Origin of the sequence: Streptococcus sp. 1032 (assembly GCF_013277015.1) — a bacterium.
GTDB lineage: Bacteria > Bacillota > Bacilli > Lactobacillales > Streptococcaceae > Streptococcus.
On the sequence record NZ_VMMD01000032.1, the window covers coordinates 1 to 22,467 of the forward strand.

At 39.0% G+C, this 22,467-nt stretch carries 20 protein-coding genes, 1 pseudogene and 1 other annotated feature; of the genes and pseudogenes, 17 read left to right on the top strand and 4 right to left on the bottom strand.

Annotated features, from left to right (window positions below; genetic code table 11):
- Nucleotides 1-219 precede the first annotated feature (219 nt).
- Nucleotides 220-519 (bottom strand): YbaB/EbfC family nucleoid-associated protein, encoded by a 300-nt coding sequence (locus HT711_RS10395; RefSeq protein ID WP_000981523.1) that lies wholly within the window; start codon nucleotides 517-519, stop codon nucleotides 220-222.
- A gap of 398 nt (nucleotides 520-917) precedes the next feature.
- Here HT711_RS10395 and HT711_RS10400 point away from each other — a divergent pair, with 398 nt between their 5' ends.
- The 4 genes from HT711_RS10400 (at nucleotide 918) to rpmA (ending at nucleotide 2,799) form a co-directional block, all read left to right on the top strand.
- Nucleotides 918-1,613, top strand: coding sequence for a YoaK family protein (locus HT711_RS10400; protein ID WP_173234136.1), 696 nt, complete (start codon nucleotides 918-920; stop codon nucleotides 1,611-1,613).
- Nucleotides 1,614-1,691: 78 nt separating this feature from the next.
- Nucleotides 1,692-1,779 (top strand) — a sequence feature (ribosomal protein L21 leader region).
- A gap of 35 nt (nucleotides 1,780-1,814) precedes the next feature.
- Nucleotides 1,815-2,129 (top strand): 50S ribosomal protein L21, encoded by a 315-nt coding sequence (rplU, locus tag HT711_RS10405; RefSeq protein ID WP_000109141.1) that lies wholly within the window; start codon nucleotides 1,815-1,817, stop codon nucleotides 2,127-2,129.
- A gap of 15 nt (nucleotides 2,130-2,144) precedes the next feature.
- Nucleotides 2,145-2,489 (top strand): ribosomal-processing cysteine protease Prp, encoded by a 345-nt coding sequence (locus HT711_RS10410; RefSeq protein WP_000613699.1) that lies wholly within the window; start codon nucleotides 2,145-2,147, stop codon nucleotides 2,487-2,489.
- 16 nt (nucleotides 2,490-2,505) lie between these two features.
- A complete protein-coding gene (gene rpmA / locus HT711_RS10415) occupies nucleotides 2,506-2,799 on the top strand; it encodes a 50S ribosomal protein L27 (RefSeq protein ID WP_000916509.1) in 294 nt (97 codons plus the stop codon).
- A 266-nt stretch (nucleotides 2,800-3,065) separates the two neighbouring features.
- On the opposite strand, the pseudogene HT711_RS11465 reads toward rpmA, so the two are convergent.
- Nucleotides 3,066-3,155: pseudogene (locus tag HT711_RS11465) on the bottom strand (TIGR03943 family protein); the annotation flags it as partial.
- A gap of 50 nt (nucleotides 3,156-3,205) precedes the next feature.
- Nucleotides 3,206-3,343: an SPJ_0845 family protein gene (locus HT711_RS10425; RefSeq protein ID WP_000268693.1), complete on the bottom strand. Its 138-nt coding sequence runs from the start codon at nucleotides 3,341-3,343 to the stop codon at nucleotides 3,206-3,208.
- Between the two features lie 307 nt (nucleotides 3,344-3,650).
- Between HT711_RS10425 and HT711_RS10430 the strand changes: the two genes are divergently transcribed.
- Nucleotides 3,651-4,568 (top strand): bifunctional riboflavin kinase/FAD synthetase, encoded by a 918-nt coding sequence (locus tag HT711_RS10430; protein ID WP_000587434.1) that lies wholly within the window; start codon nucleotides 3,651-3,653, stop codon nucleotides 4,566-4,568.
- An 87-nt stretch (nucleotides 4,569-4,655) separates the two neighbouring features.
- Here HT711_RS10430 and HT711_RS10435 read toward each other — a convergent pair whose 3' ends face one another.
- On the bottom strand, nucleotides 4,656-5,504 hold the full coding sequence (locus HT711_RS10435; RefSeq protein ID WP_050243034.1) for a YitT family protein: 849 nt from the start codon (nucleotides 5,502-5,504) through the stop codon (nucleotides 4,656-4,658).
- 141 nt (nucleotides 5,505-5,645) lie between these two features.
- On the opposite strand from HT711_RS10435, the gene HT711_RS10440 reads away from it, so the two are divergent.
- The 12 genes from HT711_RS10440 to serB all read left to right on the top strand — a co-directional run bounded on the left by HT711_RS10440 (nucleotide 5,646) and on the right by serB (nucleotide 22,460).
- The gene (locus tag HT711_RS10440) at nucleotides 5,646-6,485 is read left to right on the top strand and encodes a DegV family protein (protein ID WP_173234047.1); all 840 of its coding nucleotides are present in this window, start codon (nucleotides 5,646-5,648) and stop codon (nucleotides 6,483-6,485) included.
- A 106-nt stretch (nucleotides 6,486-6,591) separates the two neighbouring features.
- Nucleotides 6,592-6,867 carry an HU family DNA-binding protein gene (locus HT711_RS10445; RefSeq protein WP_001284639.1) on the top strand — a complete coding sequence of 92 codons (276 nt, stop codon included), beginning with the start codon at nucleotides 6,592-6,594 and terminating at the stop codon, nucleotides 6,865-6,867.
- A 421-nt stretch (nucleotides 6,868-7,288) separates the two neighbouring features.
- Nucleotides 7,289-9,190, top strand: coding sequence for an ABC-F family ATP-binding cassette domain-containing protein (locus tag HT711_RS10450; RefSeq protein WP_000584859.1), 1,902 nt, complete (start codon nucleotides 7,289-7,291; stop codon nucleotides 9,188-9,190).
- A 2-nt stretch (nucleotides 9,191-9,192) separates the two neighbouring features.
- Entirely contained in the window at nucleotides 9,193-10,056 is an 864-nt protein-coding gene (locus tag HT711_RS10455) for an XRE/MutR family transcriptional regulator (RefSeq protein ID WP_000440277.1), read from the top strand.
- Nucleotides 10,057-10,135: 79 nt separating this feature from the next.
- The gene (locus tag HT711_RS10460) at nucleotides 10,136-11,314 is read left to right on the top strand and encodes an MFS transporter (RefSeq protein ID WP_001083042.1); all 1,179 of its coding nucleotides are present in this window, start codon (nucleotides 10,136-10,138) and stop codon (nucleotides 11,312-11,314) included.
- 92 nt (nucleotides 11,315-11,406) lie between these two features.
- Nucleotides 11,407-13,365, top strand: coding sequence for an NAD-dependent DNA ligase LigA (gene ligA, locus HT711_RS10465; RefSeq protein ID WP_173217846.1), 1,959 nt, complete (start codon nucleotides 11,407-11,409; stop codon nucleotides 13,363-13,365).
- 110 nt (nucleotides 13,366-13,475) lie between these two features.
- Nucleotides 13,476-15,755: a type I pullulanase gene (pulA, locus tag HT711_RS10470; RefSeq protein ID WP_050971579.1), complete on the top strand. Its 2,280-nt coding sequence runs from the start codon at nucleotides 13,476-13,478 to the stop codon at nucleotides 15,753-15,755.
- 382 nt (nucleotides 15,756-16,137) lie between these two features.
- Nucleotides 16,138-18,066 (top strand): 1,4-alpha-glucan branching protein GlgB, encoded by a 1,929-nt coding sequence (gene glgB / locus HT711_RS10475; protein ID WP_173234049.1) that lies wholly within the window; start codon nucleotides 16,138-16,140, stop codon nucleotides 18,064-18,066.
- The gene (locus HT711_RS10480; RefSeq protein ID WP_000787247.1) at nucleotides 18,056-19,198 is read left to right on the top strand and encodes a glucose-1-phosphate adenylyltransferase; all 1,143 of its coding nucleotides are present in this window, start codon (nucleotides 18,056-18,058) and stop codon (nucleotides 19,196-19,198) included. Before glgB ends, HT711_RS10480 begins: the two co-directional genes overlap by 11 nt.
- The gene (glgD, locus tag HT711_RS10485; RefSeq protein ID WP_173234051.1) at nucleotides 19,188-20,327 is read left to right on the top strand and encodes a glucose-1-phosphate adenylyltransferase subunit GlgD; all 1,140 of its coding nucleotides are present in this window, start codon (nucleotides 19,188-19,190) and stop codon (nucleotides 20,325-20,327) included. The genes HT711_RS10480 and glgD overlap by 11 nt, the downstream gene beginning before the upstream one ends.
- The gene (glgA, locus tag HT711_RS10490; protein ID WP_173234053.1) at nucleotides 20,324-21,757 is read left to right on the top strand and encodes a glycogen synthase GlgA; all 1,434 of its coding nucleotides are present in this window, start codon (nucleotides 20,324-20,326) and stop codon (nucleotides 21,755-21,757) included. The genes glgD and glgA overlap by 4 nt, the downstream gene beginning before the upstream one ends.
- A 58-nt stretch (nucleotides 21,758-21,815) precedes the next feature.
- Nucleotides 21,816-22,460, top strand: coding sequence for a phosphoserine phosphatase SerB (serB, locus tag HT711_RS10495; protein WP_173234055.1), 645 nt, complete (start codon nucleotides 21,816-21,818; stop codon nucleotides 22,458-22,460).
- Nucleotides 22,461-22,467: the final 7 nt, after the last annotated feature.

A 22,467-nucleotide genomic window follows, 5' to 3' on the forward strand; every position in this document is an offset into this window, starting at 1 on the left:
ATAAGACTGACGAAGTCAGGAACCATACCTACGACAAGCCGACGCTGATATGGTTTGAATTTGATTTTTGAAGAGTATTAAATGAGTATGAAAAGAGAATTTTTTCATTAGAAAACGCATAATATTGAGTGTTTTGACACCTGCTATTATGCGTTTTTTATAATTTTTGCACCTTTCTTAGCCTTTGTTATCGACAAGTATTGTTCTAGCTCCTTGTTTTTAGAATGGCAATTTCCCAGCGAAAGCACCCAGTTTTTTCTTGGTAGTTTCATCGATTTGTTCAAGAGCAGAGTTGATGGCTTGAACGGTCATATCAGAAAGAGTTTCAAGGTCCTCTGGGTCAATGATAGCTGGATTGAAATCAATGCTGACAACTTTCTTATCTCCAGTTAAGGTCGCTTGGACAAGGTCTTGAGCAGATTTGCCAACAAATTGCATAGCTGCAAGTTCAGCTTGACTTTGTTCCATTTGTTTTTGAAGTTTTTGTGCTTGGCGCATCATGTTTTGCATGTTCATCATAAGATTTCTAAAGTTCCTTTCATCTCAAGGGGATAATCCTTGTTGTTAACAAGTGCCTGATTTTCTATCCTAATTGTTCTTAGTAGCATAGCCATCAAGCCCAAGTATTGATTTTATTATATCATTTTTTTAAGACATAGTCTTTTATTGGTAAGAGTTATTTATGTCAAGGAGTAATTAGAAATAAATTAAAATAATGATTTTTGCTAAGAGGGGCTCTATTCTAGTTTCATGGAAATGATTTTACTAAAGGTTCGTATGCTTTGTTTACCAATATGTTACCTCTATCTATTTTTGGAAAAATAGTTGTTTATTATTTTTATGCTAATAGTAAAATCTAAATGGTAGCCTACGATTTTTTAGAAAGAAAATGGTACAATATTCTAAGAGAAAATACAATGGGAGGGAAAATGAGGTTATTACCTATAAGAAAAATATCACGTCAGTCTAAAAGGTTAGCACTTTTTTTGACGTTTTGTGCTGGATATGTGGATGCTTACACTTTTATTGTTCGTGGGAATACCCTTGTAGCTGGACAAACTGGAAATGTTGTCTTTCTTTCGGTAGAGCTAATACAGAATAATGTTTCGGATGTTAGGGATAAGCTTTTAACCTTAATAGCGTTTATGCTGGGAGTTTTTTTACTAACCATTTATAAGGAAAAATTGAGAATTGTAAAAAAGCCAATTCTGTCACTGATTCCTTTGGCAATCCTATCAATCATTATTGGTTTTGTTCCGCAGACTGTAGATAATATCTATCTAGTGCCGCCCTTGGCCTTCTGTATGGGACTGGTGACAACTGCTTTTGGAGAAGTATCGGGTATTGCCTACAATAACGCTTTTATGACAGGGAATATCAAACGAACCATGCTAGCTTTTGGGGATTATTTCCGAACCAAGCACACACCTTTTTTGCGTGAAGGGTTCATATTTGTTAGCCTGCTTAGTAGTTTTGTCCTTGGTGTTGTCTTTTCAGCTTATTTGACGATTTTCTATCATGAAAAGACCATTCTTGGTGTTCCTATTATGATGAGCATTTTTTATCTCAGTATGCTTTTTGCCTCGTGGCGGAAAAAAGTAAAAGAAAAGTAAAAGAAAAAGCTTCATTTTAGGTGTTATTACTTGTAAGAAAATAGGAGATATGCTATACTTAGAGAGTTGACTATGCACGTTCCTGTGCAACCGCACGAACATCGTTGCTTGATTATTCAAGTTTAAGTGGTTCGTCCCACGATGCTAGGCGAGTCTTCACAAAAAATCGGGGAAACCCATAAAAATCATAGGAGGTGCATAATGAGCACATACGCAATTATCAAAACTGGCGGAAAACAAGTTAAAGTTGAAGTTGGTCAAGCAGTTTACGTTGAAAAATTGAACGTTGAAGCTGGTCAAGAAGTTACTTTTAACGAAGTTGTTCTTGTTGGTGGTGAAAACACTGTTGTCGGAACTCCACTTGTTGCTGGAGCTACTGTAGTTGGAACTGTTGAAAAACAAGGAAAACAAAAGAAAGTTGTTACTTACAAGTACAAACCTAAAAAAGGTAGCCACCGTAAGCAAGGTCACCGTCAACCATATACAAAAGTTGTCATCAACGCAATTAACGCTTAATTTTAAGGAGAACACATGATACAGGCAGTCTTTGAGAGAGCCGAAGATGGCGAGCTGAGGAGTGCGGAAATTACTGGACACGCCGAGAGTGGCGAATACGGCTTAGATGTCGTGTGTGCATCGGTTTCTACGCTTGCCATTAACTTTATCAATTCCATTGAGAAATTTGCAGGCTATGAACCAATCCTAGAATTAAACGAAGATGAAGGTGGCTATCTGATGGTTGAGATTCCAAAAGACCTGCCTTCACACCAGAGAGAAATGACCCAGTTATTCTTTGAATCATTTTTCTTAGGTATGGCAAACTTATCGGAGAACTCTTCTGAGTTCGTCCAAACCAGAGTTATCACAGAAAACTAACACGGAGGAAAACATTATGTTAAAAATGACTCTTAACAACTTGCAACTTTTCGCCCACAAAAAAGGTGGAGGTTCTACATCAAACGGACGTGATTCACAAGCAAAACGTCTTGGAGCTAAAGCAGCTGACGGACAAACTGTAACAGGTGGATCAATCCTTTACCGTCAACGTGGTACACACATCTACCCAGGTGTAAACGTTGGACGTGGTGGAGACGATACTTTGTTCGCTAAAGTTGAAGGCGTAGTACGCTTTGAACGTAAAGGACGCGATAAAAAACAAGTTTCTGTTTACCCAATCGCTAAATAAAAAGGTTCAGTGAACCTTTTTATCCTGAGCCTTGAAATGTAAAGGCGAGGAAGCTAGAAGTAGCATTAAATAAGGCTTTCCGAGTTTTTCGGAGAGCCTGTTTTTTTGTTTTGGTACCCATACTTTTTAATATGTATAGTGGATTGAATCTGGAATAGAACACTGCTAAAAATTGATTTGAGTTTCCTACTCGATTTCTTCAGATTTTATTTCAATTGACTATAAGAACTGGTATCTGGTTTCAAATATTGGCTTGTCGTCCCTTAACTTGTCTGAATGGCTTGAGCCGTTCCTTCTGATAAGGGAAAATGATATTCTTTAACTGAAACTGTCTGAGAATCCAAGCTAACAGACGGAGAGAAAAATAGCTCCAATCTGAAGCACACTGGATGGGAGTTGTTGAAAATCAGTCATCTAGTTTTTCTTTACTGCTTTGGCTTTTTTCTTTGTCATCAGGGAAAGTGACTTGCTTCAAATCAGGGAGTTTAGGAAACTCTTCAAATATCTTGCACAAGTTGTCTCGTTTTGTAAATTTTACAGCCATAGGTGTACCTCGATTCTAAATTCTACCTTTTCGGCACCAATTAGTAATTTAAAGTTCTCAGGAGTTAGTTGCATTGCTTTTTCATACATAAGCATAGTATGACACTTTATGGTTACCGAACAAGTCTAATCACTCCTTTCAAACTTTTGAAGATGGCCTACAAGTTTTTGAGAAGAATATTGCAAAGTTCATAGTTAAGCAACGATAGAGTGAAGTGCTTTTTGAAAACAGCTACACTTCAGGTGAAAAAAACGACATTTCAGATTTTCTGTTCCAGAAATAGCTATCGCTATGATATAATTATTTTATGATTATTACTATTCCTATAAAAAACCAAAAAGATATTGGCACACCATCTGATTCAGTCGTTGTTCTCGGCTATTTTGATGGCATACATAAGGGGCATCAAGAATTATTTCGTGTTGCCAACAAAGCTGCGAGAAAGGATTTATTGCCTATCGTCGTTATGACCTTTAATGAATCTCCAAAGATCGCTTTAGAGCCTTATCATCCAGATTTGTTTTTGCATATTTTGAACCCTGCTGAACGTGAAAGAAAATTAAAGCGCGAAGGTGTAGAAGAATTATATCTCCTTGATTTTAGTAGTCAATTCGCTAGTCTCACGGCAGAAGAATTTTTTGCAACTTATATCAAGGCTATGAATGCCAAAATTATTGTTGCAGGTTTTGATTATACATTTGGTTCTGACAAAAAAACAGCAGAAGATTTAAAGGATTACTTTGATGGAGAAGTTATCATTGTTCCACCTATAGAAGATGAGAAAGGAAAGATTAGTTCAACTCGTATCCGTCAAGCTATTTTAGATGGAAATGTGAAAGAAGCAGGAGAACTTTTGGGGGCACCGCTTCCATCCAGAGGTATGGTGGTTCATGGTAATGCTCGTGGTCGTACGATTGGTTATCCAACAGCTAATTTGGTGCTTTTAGACCGTACTTATATGCCAGCAGATGGCGTTTATGTCGTTGATGTTGAGATTCAAAGACAGAAGTATCGTGCTATGGCTAGTGTCGGGAAAAACGTGACCTTTGATGGAGAAGAAGCACGTTTTGAAGTCAATATTTTTGATTTTAATCAAGATATTTATGGGGAAACCGTCATGGTTTATTGGCTTGATCGTATTCGAGATATGACCAAATTTGATTCTGTTGATCAATTAGTGGATCAGTTAAAGGCTGATGAAGAAGTAGCTCGAAATTGGTCTTAAGAGCTTGAGTAAACAAAAAAGAGGTTGTTTGTAACCCAAAAGATAGATGATTTAGTCTAACTTTTGAGGTCACGACATTACCTCTTTTTATTCTTTTTCAAAGGTAAATCCTTCTCCAAGGATTTCGTGGGCTTCTGTAATAGTGATAAAGGCTTGAGGATCGATTCGATGAATCATTTCCTTCATTTTCACAATCTCATTTCTACCGACAATACAGTAGATAATCTTCAAATCTTTTTGACTATAGTAGCCTTGACCTGAGATGAAAGTAACGCCTCTTCCTAGGTCATCATTAATCGCTTTAGCAAGTTGGTCAGGACGTTTTGTGATAATCATAAAGCCTTTACCAGCATAGCCTCCTTCGCCAATCAAATCAATGACACGAGAAACGATAAAATCAAATAAGAGTGTGTAGGAAACCAATCTCAAATCCTTGAAGATAAGGAGAATGAGCATGAGAATACAAAAATCTAAGATAAAGAGCAGTTTTCCCATTGATATATGAGTGTATTTATTGAGAATACGAGCTAGAATATCAGTTCCGCCAGTTGTACCTCCAGCATTAAAGATAATTCCAAGACCAATTCCCAATAGAATCCCAGCTATAAGAGCAGTGATTAGTAAATCACCTTGAAGATCAATATGAAGTGGAATACGCTCAAAAAAGGCTAACCAGGCGGATAAGGCTAAGGTTCCTAGCAAACTAGAATAGAGGGATTTTGCTCCAAATATTTTCCAAGCTAGGATGAAAAGGGGAATGTTAATCAGCAAGTTCATGAGCGAAACAGGGATTTTAAAAAGATAAAAGGTGATAAGGGTAATACCTGTTGCCCCTCCTTCAAAGAGATGATGAGGAACTACAAAATAAGTTAGACCAAAAGCATAAATAGCAGCACCTAGTAAAATGGTTAAAATGGGGTAAATTTTTTTAATCATAGGACACCTCTTTTCTTATAAGTTGATTATATCAAATTTTTACGGAAAATTTGAGTGACTCCATTAGGATTTTTAATCTTTTTTTGATATAATTAAAAGTAAGAAAACCAATCTGAATCCTAAAATAGAAAGATTGATACTATGACAAAAATTAAGATTGTAACCGATTCATCTGTTACTATTGAACCAGAACTAGTAAAGCAATTAGATATTACGGTAGTGCCACTATCTGTAATGATTGATAATGTTGTTTATTCTGATGCTGATTTGAAAGAAGAAGGTAAATTTCTTCACTTGATGCAAGAAGCTAAGAATCTTCCGAAAACAAGTCAGCCGCCTGTAGGTGTCTTTGCTGAAGTTTTTGAAGACCTGTGCAAGGATGGTAGCCAGATTCTTGCTATTCATATGTCTCATGCTCTTTCGGGGACTGTAGAAGCAGCACGCCAAGGTGCTAGTTTATCTACTGCAGATGTGACTGTTGTTGATAGTTCCTTCACTGACCAAGCCTTGAAATTCCAAGTTGTTGAGGCTGCGAGATTAGCTCAAGAAGGCAAAGACATGGAGACAATTTTAGCTCATGTAGAAGAGGTTAAAAACCATACGGAGCTCTATATTGGCGTTTCTACTCTAGAAAATCTAGTAAAAGGTGGACGAATTGGCCGTGTAACTGGATTGTTAAGCTCCCTTCTCAATATCCGTGTTGTCATGCAAATGAAAGACCATGAATTGCAGCCAATGGTTAAAGGTCGTGGAGCTAAAACTTTTAAAAAATGGTTAGATGAGTTGATAACATCGCTTTCTGAACGTTCTGTAGCAGAGATTGGAATTTCATATTCTGGTAGTGCTGATTGGGCAAAAGAGATGAAAGAAAGCTTACAAGCTTATGTTGAACAGCCAATTTCTGTTTTGGAAACGGGTTCCATTATTCAAACTCACACGGGTGAGAACGCTTGGGCTATTTTGGTACGTTACCACTCCTAAAAAAATAAAGAAAATGGGAAGAAATAGCGTTTTTAACTTGACCTAAAAGGGATTTTAGGATATGATTATATTTGTTAATTAGAAATTATTTGGAGGAATCGTTAACATGGCAAACAAACAAGATTTGATCGCTAAAGTAGCAGAAGCTACAGAATTGACTAAGAAAGACTCAGCAGCAGCAGTTGAAGCTGTATTTGCAGCAGTAGCTGACTATCTTGCAGCTGGTGAAAAAGTTCAATTGATCGGTTTTGGTAACTTTGAAGTTCGTGAGCGTGCAGAACGTAAAGGTCGCAACCCACAAACTGGTAAAGAAATGACAATTGCAGCTTCTAAAGTTCCAGCATTCAAAGCTGGTAAAGCTCTTAAAGACGCTGTTAAATAATTGGTGTTCAAAAAGCCTATTGTATCAAGCTTTCTAGCTTGGTCAGTAGGCTTTTTAATTATGAAATCTAGTAATAAATAGAGTTAAAAAGTTGAATGCTCCGAAAATATTGTATATATAGTAGTTGAATCTAAAATAGTACGAAACAATTTCTAAAACATTTATAGAAATTAATTTTACTTCCTCAATCGATTTGTTCTCATCTTATTTCAATCTGCTATACGTACGTATATAATGAAAAGAATTAAATAATAGACTTGTGCGATAACTATTTGAAGCAAGATTGGCTGGTTAGAAAATCCAACAAGATAGCGAAGGAATCTAACATAAAATATACATAATTTATTTTATGTTATAAACCCTTCGCTAAAATACTTACCATTATCTTGAATGCCTTAGGGAAACATGCTATACTACTTGTATGATTATTTTACAAGCTAATAAAATTGAACGTTCTTTTGCAGGAGAGGTTCTTTTCGATAATATTAACCTGCAGGTTGATGAACGAGACCGGATTGCTCTTGTTGGGAAAAATGGAGCAGGTAAGTCTACTCTTTTGAAGATTTTGGTTGGAGAAGAGGAGCCAACTAGTGGAGAAATCAATAAGAAAAAAGATATTTCTCTATCTTACCTAGCCCAAGATAGCCGTTTTGAATCTGAAAACACTATCTACGATGAAATGCTTCATGTCTTTGATGATTTGCGTCGGACTGAGAAACAACTGCGTCAGATGGAGTTGGAGATGGGAGAAAAGTCTGGTGCTGATTTGGATAAACTGATGTCAGATTACGACCGCTTATCTGAGAATTTTCGCCAAGCAGGTGGCTTTACCTATGAAGCTGATATACGAGCGATTTTAAATGGATTCAAGTTTGACGAATCTATGTGGCAGATGAAAATTGCTGAGCTTTCTGGTGGTCAAAACACCCGTCTGGCTCTAGCCAAAATGCTACTTGAAAAGCCCAATCTTTTGGTATTGGACGAACCAACCAACCACTTGGATATTGAAACCATTGCCTGGCTAGAGAATTACTTGGTAAACTATAGCGGTGCCCTCATTATTGTCAGCCACGACCGTTATTTCTTAGACAAGGTTGCGACAATTACGCTAGATTTGACCAAGCATTCCTTGGATCGCTATGTGGGGAATTACTCTCGTTTTGTTGAGTTGAAGGAGCAAAAACTAGCTACTGAGGCAAAAAACTATGAAAAGCAACAGAAGGAAATTGCTGCTCTGGAAGATTTTGTCAATCGCAATTTAGTCCGTGCTTCGACGACCAAACGTGCCCAATCTCGCCGCAAACAACTGGAAAAAATGGAACGTTTGGACAAGCCTGAAGCGGGTAAGAAATCAGCCAATATGACCTTCCAGTCTGAAAAAACGTCGGGCAATGTTGTTTTGACTGTTGAAAATGCGGCTATTGGCTATGATGGGGAAGTCCTGTCACAACCGATTAACCTAGACCTTCGTAAGATGAATGCTGTTGCCATCGTTGGTCCCAATGGTATTGGCAAGTCAACCTTTATCAAATCTATCGTGGATCAGATTCCGTTTATCAAGGGTGAAAAACGCTTTGGCGCTAATGTTGAGGTTGGTTACTATGATCAGACTCAAAGCAAGCTGACACCAAGTAATACTGTACTGGATGAACTTTGGAATGATTTCAAATTGACACCGGAAGTTGAAATCCGTAACCGCCTAGGTGCTTTCCTTTTTTCTGGAGATGATGTCAAAAAATCAGTCGGCATGCTGTCTGGTGGCGAAAAAGCTCGCTTACTTTTAGCTAAACTGTCTATGGAGAACAACAACTTCTTGATTCTGGATGAGCCAACTAACCACTTGGATATTGATAGCAAGGAAGTGCTAGAAAATGTCTTGATTGACTTTGATGGAACTCTTCTATTCGTCAGCCACGACCGTTACTTTATCAATCGTGTGGCAACTCATGTACTGGAATTGTCAGAGAATGGATCAACTCTCTATCTTGGAGATTACGATTACTATGTTGAGAAGAAATCAGAAGTAGAAATGATTCAAACTGAGGAAGCTTCAACCAGCAATCAAGCAACAGAAGCAAGCCCAGTTAATGACTATCAAGCTCAGAAAGAAAGTCAAAAAGAAGTTCGTAAGCTCATGCGACAAATAGAAAGTCTAGAAGCTGAAATTGAAGAGTTAGAAAGTCAAAGTCAAGCCATTTCTGAACAAATGTTGGAAACAAACGATGCCGACAAACTGATGGAATTGCAGGCAGAGCTGGACAAAATCAGCCATCGTCAGGAAGAAGCCATGCTTGAGTGGGAAGAATTATCAGAGCAGGTGTAAAGATGGAACGTCTTGGAAAAGTACTTCGTGAATTTCGGACAAGTGGAAATTATTCTTTAAAGGAGGCTGCAGGCGAGTCCTGCTCTACCTCTCAGTTATCTCGCTTTGAGCTTGGGGAGTCTGACCTAGCAGTCTCACGTTTCTTTGAGATTTTGGATAACATTCATGTCACAATCGAAAATTTCATGGACAAGGCTAGGGATTTTCAAAATCATGAACATGTTGCTATGATGGCGCAGATTATTCCGCTTTACTACTCAAATGATATTGCAGGTTTTCAAAAGCTTCAAAGGGAACAACTTGAAAAGGCTAAGAGTTCGATCAATCCCCTTTATTTTGAGCTGAACTGGATTTTGCTACAAGGTTTGATTTGTCAAAGAGATTCGAGTTATGATATGAAGCAAGATGATTTGGATAAGGTAGCAGATTATCTCTTTAAAACGGAAGAATGGACCATGTATGAGTTGATTCTTTTCGGAAACCTCTATAGTTTCTACGATGTGGACTATGTAACTCGGATTGGTAGAGAAGTTATGGAGAGGGAGGAATTTTACCTAGAGATTGGTCGCCATAAGAGATTAGTATTGATTTTGGCCCTCAATTGTTACCAGCATTGTTTAGAGCATCTTTCTTTTGACAATGCAAGCTATTTTGAGACTTATACAGAGAAGATTATTGGTAAAGGTATTAAGCTTTATGAGCGTAATATTTTCCATTATCTAAATGGTTTTGCCTTATATCAAAAAGGACAGTGTAAAGAAGGTTGTAAGCAGATGCAAGAGGCCATGCATATTTTTGATGTGCTAGATCTCCCAGAGCAAGTAGCCTACTATCAGGAACATTACGAAAAATTTGTCAAAGATTAATTTTCCCAAATAAGGGAAAAAATAAAAAGCACCTTTCAGTTTTGATACAATAGTTTCAAAATTTGAGAGGAGTTTTTATATGAATCGCTATGCCGTACAGTTGATTAGCCGTGGAGCTGTTAACAAGATAGGAAATATGCTCTATGATTATGGAAATAGTGTCTGGTTGGCTTCCATGGGGACTATCGGGCAGACTGTTTTAGGAATGTATCAGATTTCTGAACTCGTCACATCTATTCTCGTAAATCCCTTTGGTGGAGTCATTTCAGACCGTTTTTCTCGTCGCAAAATTTTGATGACGACAGACCTTATTTGTGGGATTCTTTGTCTGGCTATTTCTTTTATAAGGAATGACAGCTGGATGATTGGAGCTTTGATTGTTGCTAACATTGTGCAGGCTATTGCTTTTGCCTTTTCTCGTACAGCCAATAAAGCTATTATAACTGAAGTGGTGGAGAAAGATGAGATTGTGATCTATAACTCTCGCTTAGAGCTGGTTTTGCAGGTTGTAGGTGTTAGCTCTCCTGTTCTTTCCTTCCTTGTTTTACAGTTTGCAAGTCTCCATATGACGCTACTGCTAGACTCGCTGACTTTTTTCATTGCTTTTGTTCTAGTGGCTTTCCTTCCGAAAGAGGAAGCAAAAGTTCAAGAGAAAAAGGCTTTTACTGGGAGAGATATTTTTGTAGATATCAAGGATGGGTTACACTATATCTGGCATCAGCAAGAAATTTTTTTCCTTTTGCTGGTAGCTTCCAGCGTCAATTTCTTTTTTGCAGCTTTTGAATTTCTCCTCCCCTTTTCGAATCAGCTTTACGGGTCAGAAGGAGCCTATGCAAGTATTTTAACTATGGGGGCTATTGGTTCCATCATTGGGGCTCTTCTAGCTAGTAAAATTAAAGCTAATGTTTATAATCTTTTGATTTTACTGGCTTTGACAGGTGTCGGAGTTTTTATGATGGGATTACCACTGCCAACTTTTCTTTCCTTTTCTGGAAATTTAGTTTGTGAATTGTTTATGACGATTTTTAATATTCACTTTTTTACTCAAGTACAAACCAAGGTTGAGAGCGAATTTCTTGGGAGAGTACTAAGTACGATTTTTACCTTAGCTATTCTATTTATGCCTATTGCAAAAGGATTTATGACAGTCTTGCCAAGTGTACATCTCTCTTCTTTCCTGATAATTGGAAGTGGTGTTATCATCTTGTCTTGTATATCGTTTATTTATGTTCGAACTCATTTTGAAAAATTGATATAAGGCTGCTTGAGTTTCAAAAATAATTTCAAACTAAGTATTTTTTCCGCCCTTCTCGTTTGTGAGGAGGGCTTAGTTTATGGTAAAATGGTCTTATGAATAAAAGAATGAATGAGTTAGTCGCCTTGCTCAATCGCTATGCGACTGAGTACTATACCAGCGATAATCCATCGGTTTCAGACAGTGAGTATGACCGTCTTTACCGAGAGTTGGTTGAGTTAGAAACTGCCTATCCAGATCAAGTATTAGCAGACAGTCCGACCCATCGTGTTGGTGGTAAGGTTTTAGATGGTTTTGAAAAATACAGTCATCAGTATCCTCTTTATAGTTTGCAGGATGCTTTTTCACGTGAGGAGCTTGAAGCTTTTGATGCGCGTGTTCGTAAGGAAGTGGCTCATCCAACCTATATTTGTGAGCTGAAAATCGATGGCTTATCTATCTCGCTGACGTATGAAAAGGGGATTTTAGTTGCAGGTGCAACACGTGGAGACGGTTCTGTTGGGGAGAACATCACAGAAAATCTTAAGCGTGTTAAAGACATTCCTTTAACTTTGCCAGAAGAACTAGATATCACAGTTCGTGGGGAATGTTATATGCCACGCGCTTCTTTTGACCAGGTTAATCAAGCTCGCCAAGAAAATGGAGAGCCTGAATTTGCCAATCCCCGTAATGCGGCGGCAGGCACACTACGTCAGCTGGATACAGCAGTAGTTGCCAAGCGCAATCTTGCAACGTTTCTCTATCAAGAAGCCAGCCCGTCAACTCGTGACAGCCAAGAAAAGGTTTTGAAGCACCTAGAACAACTTGGTTTTGTAGTCAATTCTAAACGAATTCTGGCTGAAAGCATGGATGAGATTTGGAATTTTATCCAAGAAGTAGGAGAGGAACGGGAAAATCTGCCTTATGATATTGATGGAGTTGTAATCAAGGTCAATGACCTAGCAAGCCAAGAAGAACTCGGTTTTACCGTCAAGGCTCCAAAGTGGGCAGTAGCCTACAAGTTTCCTGCTGAAGAAAAAGAAGCTCAACTCTTATCAGTTGATTGGACAGTTGGTCGTACCGGTGTTGTAACCCCAACTGCAAATCTGACACCTGTTCAGCTTGCTGGTACAACTGTTAGCCGTGCGACCCTGCACAATGTGGATTATATTGCTGAAAAAGATATTCGCAAAGACGACACGGTCATCGTCTATAAGGCCGGGGACATCATCCCTGCCGTTTTACGTGTGGTAGAGTCCAAACGGGTTTCTGAAGAGAAACTAGATATTCCTACAAACTGTCCAAGTTGTAACTCTGACTTGTTGCACTTTGAAGATGAAGTGGCTCTCCGTTGTATCAATCCGCGTTGCCCTGCTCAAATCATGGAAGGTTTGATCCACTTTGCCTCTCGAGATGCCATGAATATTACAGGCCTTGGACCATCAGTAGTTGAGAAATTATTTGCTGCAGATCTAGTCAAGGATGTGGCAGATATTTACCGTTTGAAAGAAGAAGATTTTCTCCTTTTAGAGGGGGTCAAGGAAAAGTCCGCTTCTAAACTATATCAGGCTATCCAAGCATCTAAGGAAAATTCAGCCGAGAAACTCTTGTTTGGTTTGGGAATTCGTCATGTCGGCAGTAAGGCCAGTCAGCTTTTACTTCAACATTTTCTCTCAATCGAAAATCTGGCTCAGGCAGATCCAGAGGAAGTGGCTAGTATTGAAAGCCTGGGTGGTGTGATTGCCAAGAGTCTTCAGACTTACTTTGCTACAGAAGGCTCTGAAATTCTTCTCAGAGAATTAAAAGAAGCTGGGGTCAATCTGGACTATAAAGGTCAGACAGTAGTAGCGGATGCAGCCTTGTCAGGTTTGACCGTGGTATTGACTGGAAAATTGGAACGTCTCAAGCGCTCAGAAGCCAAAAGTAAACTCGAAAGTCTGGGTGCCAAGGTAACAGGCAGTGTGTCTAAAAAGACCGACCTCGTCGTGGCAGGAGCAGATGCTGGAAGTAAACTTCAAAAGGCACAAGAACTTGGTATTGAGGTTAGAGACGAGGCATGGCTAGAAAGTTTGTAATGATCTTTTAAAAATAGAGTTTAGATAGAATGACAATATTTGTTAATCGGGACAAAATCGGTCAAGAATTTATTAGTGAAACAGAAATAAAATAAAAAGGAAAAATAAAAATGTATACCTACCCTATGCGCATTCATTACCATCGCAAGAATGGTGAATATGACACTTGCTCTTTTGTAAAAAGCCAGGATCAACGAATTGATTTACTAACTTACCAAGAAGATTATTTTGGTGCCTTATTTAGCTTTGAACACCCAAGTGTTCATCCCTTAGAAAGCTTGAATTTTGTGGTTCATACCGGCCAAATCAGTAAAGAATATGCTATCCGTTTTAATCACTATCCCCTCTTAACAGAGGTCTGGATTTTGGAAGGCGATGATCGGATTTATTACTCTGAAAATCCTGCTATTGCCAGTCCTTTCTATAAAAATCAAAATCCTTTTGCCTTTGATAAGGCCATTAACAGCGCTAGTTTTGACCATCATTGGGGTTACCAAGGGGAATTGGGTTGCCATGTAGAGGACAATCAGGCTCATTTTTCCCTCTGGTCACCAACAGCGACAGCAGTACAGGTTGTGGTTTATGAATCAGCTACTAATGATGCACCTGTTTGGAAGACTTTTGATATGGAGAGAGGCAATCGCTACTCTTATAACCATAAGGACAATACTATTGGTGTCTGGAGTTTGGATGTTGAGGAAGATTTGACTGGTAAGGCTTATCAGTATCAAGTCCAATTCCCTCATCACGAAACACTGACACGTGATCCTTATACAATAGCGACCAGCCCTGATGGCAAACGTTCTGCTATTCTGAGCCATGCAGAAAAACAAGTCGAAAATTTCGAGGTCAAGCATGGTTCTGATGCTGCTTGGCGTTTGGAAAATCCATGTAAGGCAGTTATTTGTGAAATGCATATTCGTGATTTGACCCAATCACCGACCTCAGGTGTGGATGAACATCTTCGAGGAACGTTCTTGGGTGCTGCTCAGACTGGAACGGTTAACCAGTACGGTCAGTCAACTGCTTTTGATCATATCAAGAAGTTGGGCTACAATTATGTTCAGTTGCAACCAATTGCAGACCGTCACAAAGAATACGATGAGGACGGGAATGTAACCTACAACTGGGGTTATGATCCACAAAACTATAACGCACCAGAAACTAGTTTTTCAACTAATCCAGATGATCCAGCTCAGGTCATTCGTGATTTGAAGACCATGGTTCAAGCTTACCACGATGCGGGTATTGGTGTCATTATGGATGTGGTCTATAACCATACCTTTTCAGTTGTTGATGCACCTTTCCAAACAACTGTCCCTGATTACTATTATCGTATGAATCCAGACGGTACCTTCCAGAATGGAACGGGTGTTGGAAATGAAACAGCCAGTGAACACGAAATGTTTCGCAAGTATATGATTGATTCTCTTCTATACTGGGTGCAGGAATACAATATTGACGGATTCCGTTTTGACTTGATGGGGATTCATGATGTCAAGACCATGCAGATGATTCGTCAGAGTTTGGATGAAATTGACCCTAACATTATCCTCTATGGAGAAGGTTGGGATATGGGAACAGGTCTTGCCCCTTATGATAAGGCTAAGAAAGACAACGCCTACGAAATGCCAAACATTGGTTTCTTTAATGACAATCAGCGTGATGCTGTCAAAGGTGGAGAAGTTTACGGTGCAATTAAATCAGGTTTTGTCAGTGGTGCTGCGACAGAGCCAATTCTAGCTAAAGCAATCCTAGGAAGTCGTGAATTAGGAACCTATACACATCCAAATCAGGTGCTTAACTATGTAGAAGCCCATGACAATTACAATCTTCACGATTTATTGGCAACTCTTCATCCAGACCAAAGTTCAGAACAAATCATGCGCAAGGTTGAGACAGCCACAGCCATGAATCTGCTCATGCAAGGAATGGCCTTTATGGAAATCGGTCAAGAATTTGGTCGTACCAAACTGGTTGCGACTGGTGAGAATGGTGAGTTGACCCATGATGATAGAGAGCGTGCGATGAATAGCTATAATGCTCCTGACAGTGTGAACCAAGTCAACTGGGATTTGATCAATGAGCGTCAAGATAGTATTGAGTTTATCCGTCAAGTCATCCGATTGAAGACAAAAACTGGTGCCTTTTCTTACTCTAGCTATGATGAAATTTACCATCATGTCTTTGTGCATTCTGCGATTGAACATAGCGGCTGCCTTATCTATGAAGTTCATGGGAAAGAACACCTCTTGGTTGTTGTGAATGCTAAATCCGAACCCTATCAGTTTGAGAATGCAGGAAATTTAGCCATGTTGGTAACCAATAGTCGTTCAAAAGAAGATAATGTTTTAGATGATATTAGTCTAGCCGTCTTGAGTGTTTTATAAAGACCATCTATCTCGCTATTCTAACACATTATTGGAAGTGAACGAATAGAAAGAGCTTAGCTAACAACTCACTTGTATAGAAAAGTTGATAAATATTTTCATCAAATGTGTAAAATCAGGAAATTGTTTTCCTGGTTTTATTTTTTTGCTATAAAACAATAATAATCATAGAAAAAATCCGAACTTTTTGGTATTATAGTAGAGAAAAGAAAGGCGTTTTCACATTTTTTTGAAAAAATATTGCTTTACAAGTGGACACATCAGTGAATTTGTTGAAGATTTTCAAAATAATTTTAAAGAAGTATAGTAATTTACTTGAATCTTCTCTAAAAAGGTAGTATAATAAAAACATAGAAAACGCTTACAGAAAAGAGGGGGTATTATGGATAAAAGAGAAGCTTTGCGCACCTTTATGACAGGAGAGAATTTTCACCTTCAGCATTATCTAGGAGCACATAAGGAAGAGCTAAATGGAGAGTATGGTTATACTTTCCGTGTTTGGGCACCTAATGCTCAGGCTGTCCACTTGGTGGGGGATTTTACCAACTGGATTGAGGGTCAGATTCCAATGGTAAGAAATGACTTTGGGGTCTGGGAAGTCTTTACCAATATGGCTCAAGAAGGGCATATTTACAAATATCATGTCACACGTCAAAATGGTCATCAACTGATGAAGATTGACCCTTTTGCTGTCAGATATGAGGCGCGTCCAGGAACAGGGGCAATCGTAACAGAGCTTCCTGAGAAGAAATGGAGGGATGGACTTTGGCTGGCACGAAGAAAACGTTGGGGCTTTGCTGAACGTCCTGTCAATATCTATGAAGTTCACGCTGGCTCATGGAAAAGAAATCCTGATGGTAGTCCTTATAGTTTTGCCCAGCTCAAGGATGAACTCATTCCTTATCTCGTTGAAATGAACTATACTCATATTGAGTTTATGCCCTTGATGTCCCACCCTTTGGGGTTGAGTTGGGGTTATCAGCTTATGGGTTACTTCGCTTTAGAGCATGCTTATGGTAGACCAGAGGAGTTTCAAGATTTTGTCGAGGAGTGTCATATCCATAATATTGGGGTTATCGTAGACTGGGTACCAGGTCACTTTACCATCAATGATGATGCCTTAGCCTATTATGATGGGACACCGACTTTTGAGTACCAAGACCATAATAAGGCTCATAACTATGGTTGGGGCGCTCTCAATTTTGACCTTGGAAAAAATGAAGTCCAGTCCTTCTTGATTTCTTGTATTAAGCATTGGATCGATGTCTATCATTTGGATGGTATTCGTGTGGATGCTGTTAGCAACATGCTCTATTTGGACTATGATGATGCTCCATGGACACCTAACAAAGATGGGGGAAATCTCAACTATGAAGGTTATTATTTCCTTCAACGCTTGAATGACATTATTAAGTTAGAATATCCAGATGTGATGATGATTGCAGAAGAAAGTTCGTCTGCAACCAAGATTACGGGAATGAAAGAGCTTGGTGGTCTAGGATTTGACTACAAATGGAATATGGGCTGGATGAATGATATCCTCCGTTTCTACGAAGAAGACCCAATTTACCGTAAGTATGACTTTAATTTGGTGACTTTCAGCTTTATGTATGTTTTCAATGAAAACTATCTCTTACCATTCTCGCACGATGAAGTGGTTCATGGCAAGAAGAGTATGATGCATAAGATGTGGGGAGATCGTTACAATCAATTTGCAGGTTTGCGCAATCTCTACACTTACCAAATTTGTCACCCTGGTAAGAAATTGCTCTTCATGGGTAGCGAATATGGTCAATTCCTAGAATGGAAATCTGAGGAACAGTTGGAATGGTCTAACCTAGAAGACCCAATTAATGCTAAGATGAAGTATTTCACTTCTCAGCTAAACCAGTTTTACAAAGACAACCGCTGTCTGTGGGAAATTGATACCAGCTATGATGGTATTGAAATCATTGATGCGGATAATCGAGACCAGAGTGTTCTTTCCTTCATCCGTAAGGGTAAGAAGGGCGACATGCTAGTCTGCGTCTTTAATATGGCACCTGTTGAACGAAAAGATTTTACAATTGGACTGCCTATTGCAGGGATTTATGAAGAAGTCTGGAATACTGAGTTAGAAGAGTGGGGAGGCGTTTGGAAAGAACATAATCAAACTGTTCAAACGCAAGAAGGACTATGGAAAGATTATGAGCAGACCTTGACCTTTACCCTACCGGCTATGGGAGCAAGTGTTTGGAAAATCAAACGCCGCTTGAAATCTGCAAAAACCGTCACAAATAAAAACCAAAAAGGAGTAGAAAATGAAGAATGAAATGTTAGCTTTGATTCTTGCTGGTGGGCAAGGAACTCGTCTCGGAAAACTCACTCAAAACCTTGCAAAACCAGCTGTGCAATTTGGTGGGCGCTACCGTATCATTGACTTTGCTCTTTCAAACTGTGCCAACTCAGGGATTCACAATGTTGGAGTCATTACACAGTACCAACCTCTTGCTCTCAATAACCATATTGGGAATGGTTCAAGCTGGGGACTAGACGGTATCAATTCTGGTGTCTCTATTCTTCAACCGTATTCTGCAAGTGAAGGAAATCGTTGGTTCGAAGGGACTAGTCACGCTATTTACCAAAATATTGACTATATCGACAGTGTCAATCCTGAGTATGTCTTGATTCTGTCTGGGGACCACATCTATAAAATGGACTATGATGATATGCTCCAGTCACACAAGGATAATAATGCTAGTTTGACAGTAGCAGTTCTTGATGTTCCTCTAAAAGAAGCTAGCCGTTTTGGTATTATGAACACAGATGCCAATAACCGCATTGTTGAATTTGAAGAAAAGCCAGCACAACCAAAATCTACAAAGGCTTCTATGGGTATTTACATCTTTGATTGGCAACGTCTGCGCAATATGCTTGTTGCTGCTGAAAAGAGCAATGTAGATATGTCAGATTTTGGTAAAAATGTCATTCCAAATTACCTTGAGTCAGGTGAAAGTGTCTATGCATATGAGTTTAATGGCTACTGGAAAGATGTTGGTACCATTGAGTCACTTTGGGAAGCAAATATGGAGTACATTTCTCCAGAGAATGCCTTGGACAGCCGTAACCGTCAATGGAAGATTTACTCAAGAAACTTAATTTCACCACCAAACTTCCTTGGGGCAAATGCTCATGTGGAAGATTCCTTGGTTGTTGATGGCTGTTTTGTAGATGGAACTGTTAAACATTCTATCCTTTCAACAGGTGCGCAAGTTCGCGAAGGGGCAGAAGTAGTAGATTCAGTTATCATGAGTGGTGCAATTGTTGGTCAGGGAGCTAAAATTAAACGTGCCATTATTGGTGAAGGTGCAGTTATTTCTGACGGTGTCGAAATTGATGGAACAGAAGAAGTACAAGTTGTAGGATATAATGAAGTAGTGGGGGTAGCAACAGATGAAGATTGATAAATATTCTGCCATTTTAGGAAATACAGTTGGTTTTCATGATATGTCAACACTGACGGATCACCGTCCAGTAGCTAGTTTGCCATTTGGTGGTAAATATCGCTTGATTGACTTCCCACTTTCCAGTCTTGCTAATGCAGGTGTCCGTAGTATCTTTGGTATTTTCCAACAAGATAATATCAGTTCTGTCTTTGACCATATCCGCTCAGGACGTGAGTGGGGCTTATCAACCCTTCTCAGTCACTATTATCTAGGTATTTACAATACCCGTGTAGAAAGTAGCACAGTTGGAAAAGAATACTACCAACAGCTGCTCACCTATTTAAAACGCTCTGGGTCAAACCAAACAGTTGCCCTCAACTGCGATGTTCTGATTAACATTGATTTGAACCAAGTTTTCCATCTACATAGTACAACAAAGGGACCTATCACTGTAGTTTATAAAAAACTAGCTAAGAAAGACATTTCAGAAGTAAACGCAATCTTGGAAGTAGATGAAACAGACCATGTTCGTTCTCATAAACTATTTGATAGCAAGTTACCAGATCAAATCTATAACATGTCCACAGATATCTTTGTCGTCGATACACCTTGGTTGATTGAACGCTTGGAAGAAGAAGCTAAGAAAGAACATCCAGAGAAATTGCGTTATGTTTTACGTGATTTAGCTGCCAAAGAAGGAGCTTTTGCCTACGAGTACACAGGTTATCTGGCAAATATTCATTCTGTAGAGTCTTATTACAAAGCTAACAAAGATATGCTTGAATCACAAAAATTCTACTCTCTCTTCTCACCAAATCAAAAGATTTATACAAAGGTCAAAAACGAAGAGCCAACTTATTATGCTAATACATCTAAGGTAAGCACTTCTCAGTTTGCATCTGGTAGTATTATTGAAGGTCAAGTGGCTAATTCTGTTTTATCACGTAATATTCATGTCCATAAGGATAGCTTGGTTAAAGATAGCATCTTATTCCCTCGTGTTGTTATTGGAGAAGGGGCTCAGGTGGAATATGCTATCTTGGATAAGGGTGTTGAAGTTGCGGATAGCGTTGTGATTCGAGGAACTGCAGAACATCCAGTCGTTGTTAAGAAAGGTGCTAAAGTAACAGAGGATATTCATTCATGAAAATTTTATTTGTAGCAGCTGAGGGTGCGCCCTTTTCAAAAACAGGTGGTTTGGGAGACGTCATTGGCGCTCTTCCTAAATCACTGGTAAAAGCGGGACATGAAGTTGCAGTGATTTTACCCTACTATGACATGGTAGAGGCTAAATTTGGAAATCAGATTGAAGATATTCTTCATTTTGAGGTGAGTGTTGGTTGGCGCAGACAGTACTGTGGAATTAAGAAAATAGTACTAAATGGTGTGACCTTCTACTTTATTGACAACCAATATTATTTCTTCCGTGGTCATGTTTACGGCGATTTTGATGACGGAGAACGCTTTGCCTTTTTCCAACTGGCTGCCATTGAGGCTATGGAAAGAATTGACTTTATTCCTGACCTTCTCCATGTTCATGACTACCATACAGCTATGATTCCTTTCTTGTTAAAGGAAAAATACCGTTGGATTCAAGCCTATGAGGGCATTAAAACTGTTTTAACCATTCATAATTTGGAATTCCAAGGACAATTTTCAGAAGGAATGTTATGGGATTTGTTTGGAGTCGGCTTTGAACGTTACGCTGATGGCACCCTTCGCTGGAATAACTGTTTAAACTGGATGAAGGCAGGTATTCTCTATGCGGATCGTGTTTCAACCGTTTCGCCTAGCTATGCTCATGAAATTATGACTAGTCAGTTTGGATGTAACTTGGATCAGATTCTTCGAATGGAGTCTGGTAAGGTCTCTGGTATCGTAAATGGGATTGATGCTGACCTTTATAATCCTCAGACGGATGCTCTTTTAGACTATCATTTCAATCAGGAAGATTTGTCTGGGAAGGTCCAAAACAAGGCAAAATTGCAAGAGAGAGTTGGCTTGCCAGTTAGATCTGACGTTCCTCTGGTGGGAATTGTTTCTCGTTTGACACGTCAAAAAGGTTTTGATGTGGTGGTGGAAAGTCTGCACCATATCTTGCAAAATGATGTTCAGATTGTTCTTTTGGGAACTGGTGATCCAGCCTTTGAAGGAGCTTTCTCATGGTTTGCTCAAATATATCCAGACAAGCTATCAGCAAATATCACTTTTGATGTCAAACTAGCTCAAGAAATCTACGCTGCTTGTGACCTCTTCCTCATGCCGAGTCGTTTTGAACCATGTGGCTTGTCTCAAATGATGGCTATGCGTTACGGAACCTTGCCATTGGTTCATGAAGTTGGTGGTTTACGAGATACCGTTAAAGCCTTTAATCCAATCGAAGGAAGCGGTACTGGCTTTAGCTTTGACAATCTATCTCCTTACTGGTTAAATTGGACTTTCCAAACAGCTTTGGACTTGTATAGAAACCATCCTGATGTTTGGAGAAATCTACAAAAACAAGCTATGGAGTGTGATTTCTCGTGGGATACAGCCTGCAGGTCATACCTTGAGTTGTACCATAGTTTAGTTAATTAATAGATAAAATCGTATGATGACTTCATACGATTTTTGGGCTGTTTAGAGAGGAGAACTGATGTCTCAAGTAAAAGGTTTGTGTGTTATGGATGTTGATGGAACCTTACTCCTAGAAGAAGTAATTGATCTTTTGGGAAGAGAGGCAGGTCGTGAGGAGGAAATTTCGCTGATTACAAGTCGGGCAATGAGAGGAGAGTTAGACTTTGAAAGCAGTTTAAGAAAAAGAGTTTCCTTGTTGGAAGGACTTCCTGTTTCTGTATTTGATAAAGTCTTCAACTCAATTCATCTATCGCCAAATGCCCAAGAATTCATCTCTATTCTTCAAAAGAATGGCATCTTGGTTGGTCTGGTGTCTGGTGGATTTACTCCAATAGTTGAGAGGCTTGCAAAATTCCTTGGTATTGCCTATTTCTCTGCCAATCAACTTGAAGTCAAAGATGGTCTTTTAACTGGAAAATTGATTGGACAAATTATAAGTCCTGAGGTCAAAAAAGAGACTCTGGAAAAATGGAGAGAGGAACTAAAACTTCCTCAAGAAAGAACTGTTGCAATCGGTGACGGGGCTAATGACTTATTAATGTTGAAGTCAGCAGGACTGGGAATTGCTTTTTGTGCCAAAAAAGTACTGAAACAAGAAATACCAAACCATGTTGACAAGAGGGATTTTTTAGAAGTTCTTCCCTTGATTGACTGTTTAGAATGAGGGAAAA